Source organism: Sediminibacillus massiliensis, assembly GCF_900156915.1.
In the GTDB taxonomy this organism is placed as follows: Bacteria; Bacillota; Bacilli; order Bacillales; family Amphibacillaceae; genus Sediminibacillus_A; species Sediminibacillus_A massiliensis.
Window position 1 is genome coordinate 2,973,098 of sequence record NZ_LT732535.1, and the last position, 14,654, is coordinate 2,987,751.

The 14,654-nt window shown below is 47.3% G+C and carries 10 protein-coding genes, 2 tRNA genes, 3 rRNA genes and 2 other annotated features; of the genes, 10 read left to right on the plus strand and 5 right to left on the minus strand.

Going from position 1 to position 14,654, the window contains the following annotated elements; translation table 11 throughout:
- Positions 1–75 precede the first annotated feature (75 nt).
- The 3 genes from CZ434_RS15520 to CZ434_RS21755 form a co-directional block, all read right to left on the minus strand.
- Positions 76–705 carry a hypothetical protein gene (locus CZ434_RS15520; protein ID WP_077623996.1) on the minus strand — a complete coding sequence of 210 codons (630 nt, stop codon included), beginning with the start codon at positions 703–705 and terminating at the stop codon, positions 76–78.
- A 96-nt stretch (positions 706–801) separates the two neighbouring features.
- The gene (locus tag CZ434_RS15525; RefSeq protein WP_077623997.1) at positions 802–1,158 is read right to left on the minus strand and encodes a hypothetical protein; all 357 of its coding nucleotides are present in this window, start codon (positions 1,156–1,158) and stop codon (positions 802–804) included.
- Between the two features lie 38 nt (positions 1,159–1,196).
- Positions 1,197–1,643, minus strand: coding sequence for a hypothetical protein (locus tag CZ434_RS21755; RefSeq protein WP_143262136.1), 447 nt, complete (start codon positions 1,641–1,643; stop codon positions 1,197–1,199).
- 204 nt (positions 1,644–1,847) lie between these two features.
- On the opposite strand from CZ434_RS21755, the gene cwlD reads away from it, so the two are divergent.
- Positions 1,848–2,564, plus strand: coding sequence for an N-acetylmuramoyl-L-alanine amidase CwlD (gene cwlD / locus CZ434_RS15535; RefSeq protein WP_077623999.1), 717 nt, complete (start codon positions 1,848–1,850; stop codon positions 2,562–2,564).
- 160 nt (positions 2,565–2,724) lie between these two features.
- On the plus strand, positions 2,725–3,780 hold the full coding sequence (locus CZ434_RS15540) for an Mrp/NBP35 family ATP-binding protein (protein WP_077624000.1): 1,056 nt from the start codon (positions 2,725–2,727) through the stop codon (positions 3,778–3,780).
- Positions 3,781–3,844: 64 nt separating this feature from the next.
- On the opposite strand, the gene gerD is transcribed toward CZ434_RS15540, so the two are convergent.
- Positions 3,845–4,480: a spore germination lipoprotein GerD gene (gene gerD, locus CZ434_RS15545; RefSeq protein ID WP_077624001.1), complete on the minus strand. Its 636-nt coding sequence runs from the start codon at positions 4,478–4,480 to the stop codon at positions 3,845–3,847.
- A gap of 143 nt (positions 4,481–4,623) precedes the next feature.
- Here gerD and CZ434_RS15550 point away from each other — a divergent pair, with 143 nt between their 5' ends.
- A complete protein-coding gene (locus CZ434_RS15550) occupies positions 4,624–5,295 on the plus strand; it encodes a KinB-signaling pathway activation protein (RefSeq protein ID WP_077624002.1) in 672 nt (223 codons plus the stop codon).
- A gap of 15 nt (positions 5,296–5,310) precedes the next feature.
- On the opposite strand, the gene pdaB is transcribed toward CZ434_RS15550, so the two are convergent.
- The gene (gene pdaB / locus CZ434_RS15555; RefSeq protein ID WP_077624003.1) at positions 5,311–6,072 is read right to left on the minus strand and encodes a polysaccharide deacetylase family sporulation protein PdaB; all 762 of its coding nucleotides are present in this window, start codon (positions 6,070–6,072) and stop codon (positions 5,311–5,313) included.
- Positions 6,073–6,259: 187 nt separating this feature from the next.
- On the opposite strand from pdaB, the gene CZ434_RS15560 reads away from it, so the two are divergent.
- The 7 genes from CZ434_RS15560 to rrf all read left to right on the plus strand — a co-directional run bounded on the left by CZ434_RS15560 (position 6,260) and on the right by rrf (position 14,653).
- Positions 6,260–6,463, plus strand: a complete 204-nt coding sequence (locus CZ434_RS15560; RefSeq protein ID WP_077624004.1) for a hypothetical protein — start codon at positions 6,260–6,262, stop codon at positions 6,461–6,463.
- Between the two features lie 79 nt (positions 6,464–6,542).
- Positions 6,543–7,196, plus strand: coding sequence for a beta-phosphoglucomutase (pgmB, locus tag CZ434_RS15565; RefSeq protein WP_095742927.1), 654 nt, complete (start codon positions 6,543–6,545; stop codon positions 7,194–7,196).
- A gap of 378 nt (positions 7,197–7,574) precedes the next feature.
- Positions 7,575–9,141 (plus strand): 16S ribosomal RNA (locus tag CZ434_RS15570).
- A gap of 93 nt (positions 9,142–9,234) precedes the next feature.
- Positions 9,235–9,311: transfer RNA gene (locus tag CZ434_RS15575), tRNA-Ile, on the plus strand.
- A gap of 8 nt (positions 9,312–9,319) precedes the next feature.
- Positions 9,320–9,395: transfer RNA gene (locus tag CZ434_RS15580), tRNA-Ala, on the plus strand.
- A 243-nt stretch (positions 9,396–9,638) separates the two neighbouring features.
- Positions 9,639–12,557 (plus strand): 23S ribosomal RNA (locus CZ434_RS22390).
- Together the 16S and 23S rRNA genes with 2 tRNA genes alongside form the textbook arrangement of a ribosomal RNA operon.
- Before the next feature lie 113 nt (positions 12,558–12,670).
- Positions 12,671–13,405: a sequence feature (23S ribosomal RNA rRNA prediction is too short), on the plus strand.
- 1 nt (position 13,406) lies between these two features.
- Positions 13,407–14,276: a sequence feature (23S ribosomal RNA rRNA prediction is too short), on the plus strand.
- A 283-nt stretch (positions 14,277–14,559) separates the two neighbouring features.
- A 5S ribosomal RNA gene (gene rrf / locus CZ434_RS15590) occupies positions 14,560–14,653 on the plus strand.
- Position 14,654 lies beyond the last annotated feature (1 nt).

Here is a 14,654-nt window from a genome sequence, read left to right on the forward strand (position 1 = left end):
AAAGGCTCTCAACCAATTTGGTTGGGGGTCTTTTTTGCATCCTGTCTGGAAAAAAGCACCCGGAGGATGCTTTTTTTATTTATAAGAAATGTTCTTGGGAACGGGATTTCGGTTTAGAACTACAGGGTCCTTTGATGGGATGCGGTTTGGGTTTTTGTTTTGTTGTCCGACTTTGGGGAGGCTGCTGTTGTCCTGTCCGACGGTGTCGTCTGCAGGCTCACTGGATATATCACTGTTGCCTTGAGCAATACTACTGTTTGTCGGGTCATCAGCAGCATTACTGTGCTCCTGGGCAACTGCGCTATTCACCGGATCGTCCACTGCATTACTATGCTTCACAGCCACCGCTGAATGATCAATATGCCCCAATGCTATTTGTTCCGGGTTTTGTTCCTGGCTTAGATTAAGATATAAATTCAGTTCAAGAGGGTAGCCTGCAAGACCTGATGTTAATTTTTTATTCAATTCCTGACCGGATCGATCTTCCAGGTAATCATGGAGATTCATCGATATATCGTTAAGAGAGTGGTTTTCAATATATTCGACAAGCAACTTCTGCAAGTCTTTTTGAAGTTTTTTACTTATTTCCTTCTGTAATTTCTTGCTGAGGTCCTCGGATATTTCATGAATTATTTCCTTCTTAAGCTGCTTCAGTTCCTTGGAGGATAATGATATTTTTTGTTCTTCTTTATTCTTCTTATCCATTCCATTCACTCCTTTCTTTAGATATTTTATAGGAATCAATCAACCCCAGTTCAAAACATCAGCTGGGGTTGATTGCAATGATGATTCTATTATTAGTTACAACTCATTTGCCTTGCTGTCATCAAGAGCAACAGCGCTGTTCTCTGGGTTGTCGGAGGCATTGCTGTCTTTTTGTGCGACTGCACTAGCATCTGTGTCATCAGTGGCGTTACTTTTTTGTTGGGCAACAGAGCTGTCGGTCGGGTTGTCAGAAGCGTTGCTTTTTCCTTGAGCGACAGCGCTGGCATCCGGGTTATCGGAAGCATTACTTCTTCCTTGGGCGACAGCACTGGTGTCCGGATTGTCGGAGGCATTACTGCCCTTGACGGCGATTGCCCCATTTTCCACATACCCGAGCGCAATTTGTTTTGAGTGCTTTTCTTCTTTATTTTCTTCGTGTTCTTTTTTCGGCATGGAATTCCCCTCCTCCTTTCTCTATAAGTTGTTTTCAACTAAAATAGTTGATTGGCTTTGCTGTCATTTAAGGCAACGGCACTGTTCTCCGGGTTGTCAGAAGCATTGCTGTCATCTTGGGCAATAGCGCTGTCAGTAGTGTCGTTGGTAGAGTTGCTGTCTTTTTGGGCAACGGAGCTATTAGTAGGGTTATCGGAAGCATTACTTCCATCCTGAGAGACAGCACTGTCGGTAGGATTGTCGGAAGCATTACTCTTATCCTGAGCAACCGCACTGTTTTCAGGGTTATCGGATGCGTTACTTTCATCAATAGCTATAGCGCCATTGTTGATATAGCCTATTGCAATCTGTTCCGGGCATTGTTGCTGTTTCAATGCTTTTTCTTCTTCTTTATGATGTTTTTCTTCTTTCTTGTGCTCTTTGCGTTCTTCTTTCTCATGTTTCTTTTCTTCACACTTGTCGTGCTTTTTTTCTTTCTTTCCCATTTCCTTCACTCCTTCCTGTTTGAATTCTTTAGTATTATATTTCATTTTTTTCTACCGGTTTGGACAATGTAACCAAGCATATGTGGAAATTGTAAATTATGCTTTTATACCTGAGCTATCTAATCCCCGTCATACTACAGGCATAATTATAAATCTTGTCCCATATAGTGAAGTACAGATAGTAGAGGACAGGGGGAGAAAATGATGCCTCGTTATATAAAAATCACAGTCTGGATGGTGGGGATTGTCCTGCTAGTCCTGTTGGTGCAATATCCTATCCAGAAATCGACTGATTCATGGGACGCCTGGTCCCTTCCGTTGTCTGGAAAAGTCATCGTGTTAGATCCGGGCCATGGAGGTCCCGATGGCGGAGCTGAAGGCAGAGATGATACCCAAGAAAAGGAAATAGCATTGACCGTCTCCAAGAAATTGCAAAATTATTTGCAACAATCTGGAGCCCTTGTTTATTTGACCAGGGAAACAGATAAAGACTTGGCTGATGAAAGTACGAAGGGGTTATCACGCCGAAAAGCGGAAGACATCAGAAGGCGGGTGGAATTCATTCAGGACAAGGAGGCGGATTTGTTTATAAGCATCCATCTTAACGCGCTTCCATCTACAAAATGGTACGGAGCCCAAACCTTTTTCTACCCATCCAACAAGGAAAATGAACAGCTGGCCAAGCTTATTCAGGATGAAATTAAAAGAAACTTGGAAAACACTACAAGAGAGGCACTTGCTTTGAAAGGGATGTATCTTTTGAAGCATGCAAAAAAAACTGGAGCATTGGTAGAGATTGGCTTTCTGTCAAACGAGCATGAAAGGGAACTGTTGAAGTCAGATTCCTATCAGGAGAAAATGGCGGCGAGTATTTATGAAGGAATCCTGCGGTTTGTAACAGAGGAACAGGAAGACGAATAGCGCTGCTTCCTATAGTCGTTGACAGCCCCCTCTATAAAGAAGTTAAGAAAGCAGACACTACAATCCGCCCAGCAATGACAAAACCGCTTTCCTGATTGATGTTTTACTTTGTGTTATACTAGCCTTAAGATTAAGTATCACTTAAGGATGGTGACATAAATTGCTTACAAAACAGCAAGTCTTTGATTTATTGAACAAGGTAGAAGACCCGTTCTTACATAAAACGTTTGAAGAAACAGGCGGGGTCGAAGAAATAAAGATCAAGGAAGAAAAAAACCACGTCAGCGTCAAACTTGCTATTGCCAAAACAAATACTGCAGAACAGATGCAGCTTCAGCAAGATATCGTAAACGTCCTGAAACGGGAAGGAGCGGCCACTGTTGGCTTGCGTTTCAACCAGTTGCCGGATGAAGTCATTCAGAAGTTCCAGCCGGCCTCCGAACAGACGCAGAACGACTCCTTGCTCAATGGCAATGCAGATACGAACTTTATTGCAGTAGCTAGCGGAAAAGGCGGCGTCGGTAAATCCACTGTAACCGTAAACCTGGCAGTCGCTTTGACCCGCTTAGGGAAAAAAGTAGGAATCATCGATGCAGACATATATGGTTTCAGCATTCCCGATATGATGGGTGTTGAAGAGCGGCCTGTCGTTCGAGGCGAAAAGATCATTCCTGTAGAGCGATTTGGTGTGAAAGTTGTCTCGATGGGATTCTTTGTGGAAGATAATTCACCCATTATTTGGAGAGGGCCGATGCTTGGCAAGATGTTGACCAGCTTCTTTAAAGAGGTAGAATGGGGTGAATTGGATTACTTGCTGCTTGATCTTCCTCCTGGTACAGGTGATGTGGCGCTCGATGTCCATTCCATGCTGCCGTCTTCAAAAGAAATCATTGTCACAACTCCTCACCCAACAGCTGCTTTCGTAGCAGCAAGGGCCGGCCAAATGGCATTGCAGACCGAGCATGAGATTATCGGCATTGTCGAGAATATGTCTTATTTCGAGAGTAAAGTGACTGGAGAGAAAGAGTATGTTTTCGGACGGGGTGGAGGAAAGAAACTTGCCGAATATTTGAAGACAGATGTAATCGGTCAGCTTCCTCTTGAGCAACCATATGAGGAAGAGGAAGTGTTTGCCCCGTCTGTTTATCAGGAAGATCATCCACTTGGCAGGGAATACCGGAATATTGCTGCAAAAGTAATCGATAACTTTCAATGATTGATTTATCATGAGAACGAGCAGGCCATTTGATGGCCTGCTCGTTTTTTGCGGGAAAGGATTTTTAACTTCCCCCGCCTCCCCCACCGGACTCTTGGCCACCGCCGCCTTCTTGTCCAGATCCTCCACCACTTTCCGACTGCTTGGTTTCCATCTGTTTGGCAGCTTTAAGAATAACATCGCTCATGCTTGCCTTGAATCTCGGTGTATCTAATGTCTCTTGAATGGTGCTTTCCAAATGCTCCCTGAATTGCTGGCTTTTTAAAGCGCTCAGCATTTCTTCTTTTACCTCTGGATTTTGGATAATCTCAATCATCTGTTTCTGGAATTCCGAATCGCTCATCAGACTTTTCATGACTTCTTTATGTGAATCCTGCAAGGATTTGGAAAAGGTCTCAACAAATTTAGGATCTTCAAACATTTTTGTCCAAAACTCTTTTCCTTTGTCAGATTCCAATGCTTCTTTTACCGAATCCTGCACTACATTTCCTTCAATTACATAAGTTTTTTGCATTTCTTCATCTGATAATACTTCTGTGATTGCTTTCTTGCCTTCATCTGTCTTCAATATATCTGTAACCATTTTCTTGGTTGTCTCGTAGCTGCCTTCATCTCCGCTTTGGGCAGCTCCTCCCCCTGCACAAGAGGCCAAAAATAACAGAGACGAACAAATAAACGTTAATGGAATGAGTTTAAACATACAGGTTCAACTCCTTATATACCTATCCCATATGGTTAATATGGGACGGTTCCGAAAAAATATGTACTGCTTAAGGAAAAAAGCAGGTATTCGTGGTAAAATACCAAAGGAAAAGGTATTGTCGAATTTAGGGGGAAATGCCAGTGCGCAGTAGAGATTTGGTTCGTATGTTTTTTACTACATTGCTAGTTGGAGCGGTTTCGACACTTATTACAAGCTTCTTCGTTAAATCTGAATCTTACTCAGAGTATTTTCAGCCATTGAACTTGTTTGAAATATTAGGGTTGTTGTTGTTTTTTACAGCATTGGGACTAGTATTCAGTTTGGTCAGCCAGATGGGCTTTTTTGCATACTTGACGATTAATCAGTTTGGTCTCGGAATGTTTCGGAATTTCTGGCCGACTATTCAAGTATTGCTAATAGCGTTTACTCTGTTTGATCTTGTTTATTTCCGTTATCGCGGAGCAGAAGGGGAAACATCCCTGCTCATTTACCTGTTGATTGCAGCAGCCATCTTCCTTTACGGTTGGGTGGTTGCCAAAATAAAAGCAAAAGAGACAAACCGTCAAGCTTTTATCCCTGCCTTATTCTTTATGGTGGTAGTAACCTCAATTGAGTGGGTTCCGGGATTGCGTTCCGAGGGGAATGTTTACACATGGCTGATGATTGTTCCATTATTATTATGCAATACTTATCAGCTTTTATTGCTCCACAGGATTACTGGGAAAAAGAATGAGAATGCAGGAAAAGAATTGACAACAGGTTCCGATTTGAAAAAAAATGCGAATAGCAAAAAAAACAGGCACAAAAAATAATTTGTGCCTGTTTTTTTATTCTACTGACTTGGAATGAGCGTCTGCTCTTGATATAAGTTCCGAAATGGTCACATACTCAAACCCCTTGTTTTTTAACCCTGGTAAGATGGTCTCAAGAGCTCCAGGTGTTTGTTTGACTGAATCCGATGCATGGAGGAGGACAATATCTCCCTTGGAAGTATTTTTGAGCACGTTATCAACAATCTTCTGGGTTCCCGGATTTTGCCAGTCATGGGGATTGATGTTCCAATAAATAACCTGAAATCCCAGCGACTCACTTAATTGGAGAATTTCCTGATTAAAATGGCCGCTGGGTGTCCTGAGCAATTTAACATCAGGGTAACCCAATTTTCGAAATACTTCCTTCGCATACAATAAATCTTTCCTTACTTGAGCTTTTTCTTGTTTAAGATAACTTTTATAGCGATAACCTAACATTCCAATTTCATGCTTATCTTGGACAATCTGGTCGACGATTTCCGGGTGGCGCTCTGCCCATTCGCCGCTTATGAAGAAAGTGGCTGTCGCATTATGTTTCTTTAATTGGTCAAGGATAGGCCCTACTTTTTCGTTACCCCAGCTGATATTGAAGGTGAGAGCAATATTGGGATCTTCTTCACTTCCTTTACTCAGGGCTGCGGGTTTTTCTTTAGTGGAGAAAACGGAGTAAGTACTTTCATCTTCCACCCATAGCAATAATGCTGAAAATAGTGCTGCGACCATAATGATTGACCACCGTTTCCAACGGCTGGCCTTCCAAACATAGAAATGGTTCATTTCCTCCTCCTCCTTTTAGGGTTCGCTATATATTTATGACAAGGATTGTCCAATATGAACCACTATTTCAGAGCTGACCAAATCCGGAACAACTTTAACAAATTCTGAATGAAAGTATTTAAAAAATGAGAACTGGAAATGATGAGAAGGGACCCTGCTAATTTGTTTACATAATGGAGGAATGTCGATGCTTGGGCTTTTGGTTAGTGATATAGAGAAAAAAGAAATCGAATACCTGCTAAAAAGAGAGTTGGAGGAGCTTATTATTGATATCAGAGACAGACATATCGACTACAGAGTGAAAAGAGTGATGAAAGAAAGACACCGCATATTGTTTCGTCTTTTTCGCAGAGTTGCCAATGAGGAAGAGTGTCTGAAGTATATCTTGTGAATACTACCGGATTATTAGAAACCTCCTTTTTATTGTGTTATATTCGATATAACATTAAATGGCAGGGAGGATTGTGTTTATGGCAAAGCTACAAGCGGTTATTTATGATTTGGACGGAGTGATTACAGACACAGCGGAGTATCACTATCTGGCATGGAAGACACTTGCAGAAGAGTTGCATATTCCCTTCGACCGATCGTTTAATGAACAGTTAAAAGGATTGAGCAGGGTTGATTCCCTGGAAAAAATCCTGGCAGAGGGCACTGAACAATACTCACCGACTGAAAGGCAGCGGCTGGCGGAAAAGAAAAACGACCATTACAAGAGTCTTATTCAGGAAATTGGCCCCAAAGATTTGCTGCCCGGTGTCTATCAGTTCATGTTGGAAGTGAAAGAGGCGGGTATTAAAACAGGTCTTGCTTCTGCAAGTAAGAACGCCCGGACAGTGATAGAGAAATTGGAGATCACCCATTTGCTTGATACGGTTGTGGATGCCGCCACTGTGGAGAGGGGGAAGCCGGATCCCGAAGTATTTCTAAAAGCAGCTCAGCAGCTTCATGTCGAACCATCTCAATGTGTGGGTATTGAAGATGCAAAATCAGGTGTGACCGCAATAAAGTCTGCAGGGATGTATGCTGTCGGGGTTGGAGATGAGCAAAACCTCTCAGAAGCCGATTGGGTAATAAGCGATACCAGCCACCTATCCTTAGATAGATTAAAGGAAAAACTTTAATACCAATCGATGGGTAAATAATCAGATAATCTTTCATTATGTGAAACTATTATTTATAAATATGTGTTGATTATCATGGGAAGGTATGATATATTATTTTTTGTTGTCGTCAGCCAGCAATCAGATAGAAAAGAGTTAATTTTTCTTGAAAAACTGTTGACTACTAACTGAATCGATGTTATATTATTCAAGTCGCTGAAAAACGCATCAACAAATTAAATTAAAAAAAGTTGTTGACGCGAAGGTGGCGTTGTGATAAGATATTAAAGGTCGCTTCAGTAACGCGACATTAATAATTCGATCTTTGAAAACTGAACAAAACAATCATTATGTCAAGCAAGAAATGCTAGTCAAGTTTTCGAGCAAGCAAGCTCACATTTTATGGAGAGTTTGATCTTGGCTCAGGACGAACGCTGGCGGCGTGCCTAATACATGCAAGTCGAGCGCGGGAAGCAAGCAATCACCCTTCGGGGTGTGCGCTTGTGGAACGAGCGGCGGACGGGTGAGTAACACGTGGGCAACCTGCCTGTAAGACTGGGATAACCCCGGGAAACCGGGGCTAATACCGGATAACACTTTTCTCTGCATGGAGAAGAGTTGAAAGGCGGCCTTTTGGCTGTCACTTACAGATGGGCCCGCGGCGCATTAGCTAGTTGGTGGGGTAACGGCCTACCAAGGCGACGATGCGTAGCCGACCTGAGAGGGTGATCGGCCACACTGGGACTGAGACACGGCCCAGACTCCTACGGGAGGCAGCAGTAGGGAATCTTCCGCAATGGACGAAAGTCTGACGGAGCAACGCCGCGTGAACGATGAAGGTCTTCGGATCGTAAAGTTCTGTTGTTAGGGAAGAACAAGTACCGTTCAAATAGGGCGGTACCTTGACGGTACCTAACGAGGAAGCCCCGGCTAACTACGTGCCAGCAGCCGCGGTAATACGTAGGGGGCAAGCGTTGTCCGGAATTATTGGGCGTAAAGCGCGCGCAGGCGGTTCCTTAAGTCTGATGTGAAAGCCCACGGCTTAACCGTGGAGGGTCATTGGAAACTGGGGAACTTGAGTACAGAAGAGGAGAGCGGAATTCCACGTGTAGCGGTGAAATGCGTAGATATGTGGAGGAACACCAGTGGCGAAGGCGGCTCTCTGGTCTGTAACTGACGCTGAGGCGCGAAAGCGTGGGGAGCGAACAGGATTAGATACCCTGGTAGTCCACGCCGTAAACGATGAGTGCTAGGTGTTAGGGGGTTTCCGCCCCTTAGTGCTGAAGTTAACGCATTAAGCACTCCGCCTGGGGAGTACGGCCGCAAGGCTGAAACTCAAAAGAATTGACGGGGGCCCGCACAAGCGGTGGAGCATGTGGTTTAATTCGAAGCAACGCGAAGAACCTTACCAGGTCTTGACATCCTCTGCCACTCTTGGAGACAAGAGGTTCCCTTCGGGGACAGAGTGACAGGTGGTGCATGGTTGTCGTCAGCTCGTGTCGTGAGATGTTGGGTTAAGTCCCGCAACGAGCGCAACCCTTGACCTTAGTTGCCAGCATTCAGTTGGGCACTCTAGGGTGACTGCCGGTGACAAACCGGAGGAAGGTGGGGATGACGTCAAATCATCATGCCCCTTATGACCTGGGCTACACACGTGCTACAATGGATGGTACAAAGGGAAGCGAAGCCGCGAGGTGTAGCAAATCCCATAAAACCATTCTCAGTTCGGATTGCAGGCTGCAACTCGCCTGCATGAAGCCGGAATCGCTAGTAATCGCGGATCAGCATGCCGCGGTGAATACGTTCCCGGGCCTTGTACACACCGCCCGTCACACCACGAGAGTTGGCAACACCCGAAGTCGGTGAGGTAACCTTTTGGAGCCAGCCGCCGAAGGTGGGGCCAATGATTGGGGTGAAGTCGTAACAAGGTAGCCGTATCGGAAGGTGCGGCTGGATCACCTCCTTTCTAAGGATAATTGCTCTTCGGAGCAAAAACGAATGGCATAATTGATTGTTTGGTTCAGTTTTGAGGGATTGAATATATAAACATCCCAAGGATGGGCCTGTAGCTCAGCTGGTTAGAGCGCACGCCTGATAAGCGTGAGGTCGGTGGTTCAAGTCCACTCAGGCCCACCATCCAATACGGGGCCTTAGCTCAGCTGGGAGAGCGCCTGCCTTGCACGCAGGAGGTCAGCGGTTCGATCCCGCTAGGCTCCACCATTTAATATTTGTACCTTGAAAACTAGATAAGAGTAAATTAGGAAGTGAAGGCGACTGAAAAGGAGCTGGAACTAGACTAATACAAGACATCAAACAAAACGTCTTTTCATGTTTAATACTAAAAGTGAAAGCGACCGTTTAACAGCGTACGAATAGATAAGATTGCGAGAAGTTCTTTGCTTTTGAAGAACTGGCAGCGATTTTAACTATTACGCTAGCTGTTGGGAGCTGTAACTGGATAATAGTTAAGTGAAGAAGGGCGCACGGTGGATGCCTTGGCACTAGGAGCCGAAGAAGGACGGGACAAACACCGATATGTCCCGGGGAGCCGTACGTAGGCGTTGATCCGGGAATTTCCGAATGGGGGAACCCACTGTTCGTAATGGAGCAGTACGGTTATCTGAATTCATAGGATAACCGAGGCAGACCCGGGGAACTGAAACATCTCAGTACCCGGAGGAAGAGAAAGCAAATGCGATTTCCCAAGTAGCGGCGAGCGAAACGGAAACAGCCCAAACCAGAAAGCTTGCTTTCTGGGGTTGTAGGACACTCCATCGGAGTTACCAAGAAATGGTTTAAACGAATCGATCTGGAACGATCAGCCGAAGAAGGTAAGAGCCCTGTAGTTGAAAAGCCGTTTCCTCCGGAGTGGATCCTGAGTACGGCGGAACACGAGGAATTCCGTCGGAATCCGGGAGGACCATCTCCCAAGGCTAAATACTCCCTAGTGACCGATAGTGAACCAGTACCGTGAGGGAAAGGTGAAAAGCACCCCGGGAGGGGAGTGAAATAGAACCTGAAACCGTGTGCCTACAAGTAGTCGAAGCCCGTTAATGGGTAACGGCGTGCCTTTTGTAGAATGAACCGGCGAGTTACGATCACCTGCAAGGTTAAGTCGCATAGACGGAGCCGCAGCGAAAGCGAGTCTGAACAGGGCGCCTGTAGTAGTTGGTCGTAGACCCGAAACCGTGTGATCTACCCATGTCCAGGGTGAAGGTCAGGTAACACTGACTGGAGGCCCGAACCCACGCGTGTTGAAAAACGCGGGGATGAGGTGTGGGTAGGGGTGAAATGCCAATCGAACACGGAGATAGCTGGTTCTCTCCGAAATAGCTTTAGGGCTAGCCTCAAGAGTTGAGTACTGGAGGTAGAGCACTGATTGGACTAGGGGCCCTCATCGGGTTACCGAATTCAGTCAAACTCCGAATGCCAGCTACTCGATCTTGGGAGTCAGACTATGGGTGATAAGGTTCATAGTCGAAAGGGAAACAGCCCAGACCGCCAGCTAAGGTCCCAAAGTATACGTTAAGTGGAAAAGGATGTGGAGTTGCTTAGACAACCAGGATGTTGGCTTAGAAGCAGCCATCATTTAAAGAGTGCGTAATAGCTCACTGGTCGAGTGACTCTGCGCCGAAAATATACCGGGGCTAAACGTATCACCGAAGCTGCGGATTGTTCTTGCGAACAATGGTAGGAGAGCGTTCTAAGTGCAGCGAAGTCAGACCGTGAGGACTGGTGGAGCGCTTAGAAGTGAGAATGCCGGTATGAGTAGCGAAAAAAGAGTGAGAATCTCTTTCACCGAAAGCCTAAGGTTTCCTGAGGAAGGCTCGTCCGCTCAGGGTTAGTCGGGACCTAAGCCGAGGCCGAAAGGCGTAGGCGATGGACAACAGGTGGATATTCCTGTACCACCTCCTTTCCGTTTGAACGACGGGGGGACGCAGGAGGATAAGGAGAGCGCACGATTGGAAATGTGCGTCCAAGCAGTAAGAGAGTTGGAATAGGCAAATCCGTCCAACAATCTCAAGCTGTGACGGGGAGGGAACATAAGTACCGAAGCTCCGGATTTCATACTGCCAAGAAAAGCCTCTAGTGAGGAAAGAGGTGCCCGTACCGCAAACCGACACAGGTAGGCGAGGAGAGAATCCTAAGGTGAGCGGGAGAACTCTCGTTAAGGAACTCGGCAAAATGACCCCGTAACTTCGGGAGAAGGGGTGCTTCTTTTGCGAGAAGCCGCAGTGAAAAGGCCCAAGCGACTGTTTAGCAAAAACACAGGTCTCTGCGAAGCCGTAAGGCGAAGTATAGGGGCTGACACCTGCCCGGTGCTGGAAGGTTAAGGGGACGCGTTAGCCGCAAGGCGAAGCGTTGAACCGAAGCCCCAGTAAACGGCGGCCGTAACTATAACGGTCCTAAGGTAGCGAAATTCCTTGTCGGGTAAGTTCCGACCCGCACGAAAGGTGCAACGACTTGGGCACTGTCTCAACGAGAGACCCGGTGAAATTATACTATGCGTGAAGATGCGCATTACCCGCGACAGGACGGAAAGACCCCGTGGAGCTTTACTGTAGCCTGATATTGCATGTTGGTACAGCTTGTACAGGATAGGTGGGAGCCTTAGAAGCCGGAGCGCTAGCTTCGGTGGAGGCGTCGGTGGGATACCACCCTGGCTGTACGGACATTCTAACCCAGGACCGTGATCCGGTCCGGAGACAGTGTCAGGTGGGCAGTTTGACTGGGGCGGTCGCCTCCTAAAGAGTAACGGAGGCGCCCAAAGGTTCCCTCAGAATGGTTGGAAATCATTCGCAGAGTGTAAAGGCAGAAGGGAGCTTGACTGCGAGACCTACAAGTCGAGCAGGGACGAAAGTCGGGCTTAGTGATCCGGCGGTGCCGTATGGAAGGGCCGTCGCTCAACGGATAAAAGCTACCCCGGGGATAACAGGCTTATCTCCCCCAAGAGTCCACATCGACGGGGAGGTTTGGCACCTCGATGTCGGCTCATCGCATCCTGGGGCTGTAGTCGGTCCCAAGGGTTGGGCTGTTCGCCCATTAAAGCGGTACGCGAGCTGGGTTCAGAACGTCGTGAGACAGTTCGGTCCCTATCCGTCGTGGGCGTTGGAAGTTTGAGAGGAGCTGTCCTTAGTACGAGAGGACCGGGATGGACACACCGCTGGTGTACCAGTTGTTCCGCCAGGAGCATAGCTGGGTAGCTACGTGTGGAAGGGATAAGTGCTGAAAGCATCTAAGCATGAAGCCCCCCTCTAGATGAGACTTCCCATCATTTTAAATGAGTAAGATCCCTCAGAGACGATGAGGTTGATAGGTCCGAGGTGGAAGCGTGGTGACACGTGCAGCTGACGGATACTAATCGATCGAGGACTTAACTATANGTATCACCGAAGCTGCGGATTGTTCTTGCGAACAATGGTAGGAGAGCGTTCTAAGTGCAGCGAAGTCAGACCGTGAGGACTGGTGGAGCGCTTAGAAGTGAGAATGCCGGTATGAGTAGCGAAAAAAGAGTGAGAATCTCTTTCACCGAAAGCCTAAGGTTTCCTGAGGAAGGCTCGTCCGCTCAGGGTTAGTCGGGACCTAAGCCGAGGCCGAAAGGCGTAGGCGATGGACAACAGGTGGATATTCCTGTACCACCTCCTTTCCGTTTGAACGACGGGGGGACGCAGGAGGATAAGGAGAGCGCACGATTGGAAATGTGCGTCCAAGCAGTAAGAGAGTTGGAATAGGCAAATCCGTCCAACAATCTCAAGCTGTGACGGGGAGGGAACATAAGTACCGAAGCTCCGGATTTCATACTGCCAAGAAAAGCCTCTAGTGAGGAAAGAGGTGCCCGTACCGCAAACCGACACAGGTAGGCGAGGAGAGAATCCTAAGGTGAGCGGGAGAACTCTCGTTAAGGAACTCGGCAAAATGACCCCGTAACTTCGGGAGAAGGGGTGCTTCTTTTGCGAGAAGCCGCAGTGAAAAGGCCCAAGCGACTGTTTAGCAAAAACACAGGTCTCTGCGAAGCCGTAAGGCGAAGTATAGGGGCTGACACCTGCCCGGTGCTGGAAGGTTAAGGGGACGCGTTAGCCGCAAGGCGAAGCGTTGAACCGAAGCCCCAGTAAACGGCGGCCGTAACTATAACGGTCCTAAGGTAGCGAAATTCCTTGTCGGGTAAGTTCCGACCCGCACGAAAGGTGCAACGACTTGGGCACTGTCTCAACGAGAGACCCGGTGAAATTATACTATGCGTGAAGATGCGCATTACCCGCGACAGGACGGAAAGACCCCGTGGAGCTTTACTGTAGCCTGATATTGCATGTTGGTACAGCTTGTACAGGATAGGTGGGAGCCTTAGAAGCCGGAGCGCTAGCTTCGGTGGAGGCGTCGGTGGGATACCACCCTGGCTGTACGGACATTCTAACCCAGGACCGTGATCCGGTCCGGAGACAGTGTCAGGTGGGCAGTTTGACTGGGGCGGTCGCCTCCTAAAGAGTAACGGAGGCGCCCAAAGGTTCCCTCAGAATGGTTGGAAATCATTCGCAGAGTGTAAAGGCAGAAGGGAGCTTGACTGCGAGACCTACAAGTCGAGCAGGGACGAAAGTCGGGCTTAGTGATCCGGCGGTGCCGTATGGAAGGGCCGTCGCTCAACGGATAAAAGCTACCCCGGGGATAACAGGCTTATCTCCCCCAAGAGTCCACATCGACGGGGAGGTTTGGCACCTCGATGTCGGCTCATCGCATCCTGGGGCTGTAGTCGGTCCCAAGGGTTGGGCTGTTCGCCCATTAAAGCGGTACGCGAGCTGGGTTCAGAACGTCGTGAGACAGTTCGGTCCCTATCCGTCGTGGGCGTTGGAAGTTTGAGAGGAGCTGTCCTTAGTACGAGAGGACCGGGATGGACACACCGCTGGTGTACCAGTTGTTCCGCCAGGAGCATAGCTGGGTAGCTACGTGTGGAAGGGATAAGTGCTGAAAGCATCTAAGCATGAAGCCCCCCTCTAGATGAGACTTCCCATCATTTTAAATGAGTAAGATCCCTCAGAGACGATGAGGTTGATAGGTCCGAGGTGGAAGCGTGGTGACACGTGCAGCTGACGGATACTAATCGATCGAGGACTTAACTATAAACGAGAAAGCGCAGCGGGCTTGCTCAGATGCGACACGCATAAGACAATCTCCGTAAAGCCCCGAACTTTGGGCTTGTAGGAGAGTGACTTATGACGCGAGCATCTAGCCCGCGGAGCTGGACTACAAAAACATGAAAACACCTTTAGATGTCTCCACCCTCTTATCTAGTTTTGAAGGTAGAAATTATAAAAAAGATTTTCAAAAAAAGCTTGCTTTTTTCACGGAATCTGCATATAATATACCTTGTCCTTGAAATTTAAAGACATTGTCTGGTGGCAATAGCGGAAAGGTCACACCTGTTCCCATGCCGAACACAGCAGTTAAGCTTTCCAGCGCCCATGGTAGTTGGGGCATTGCCCCTGC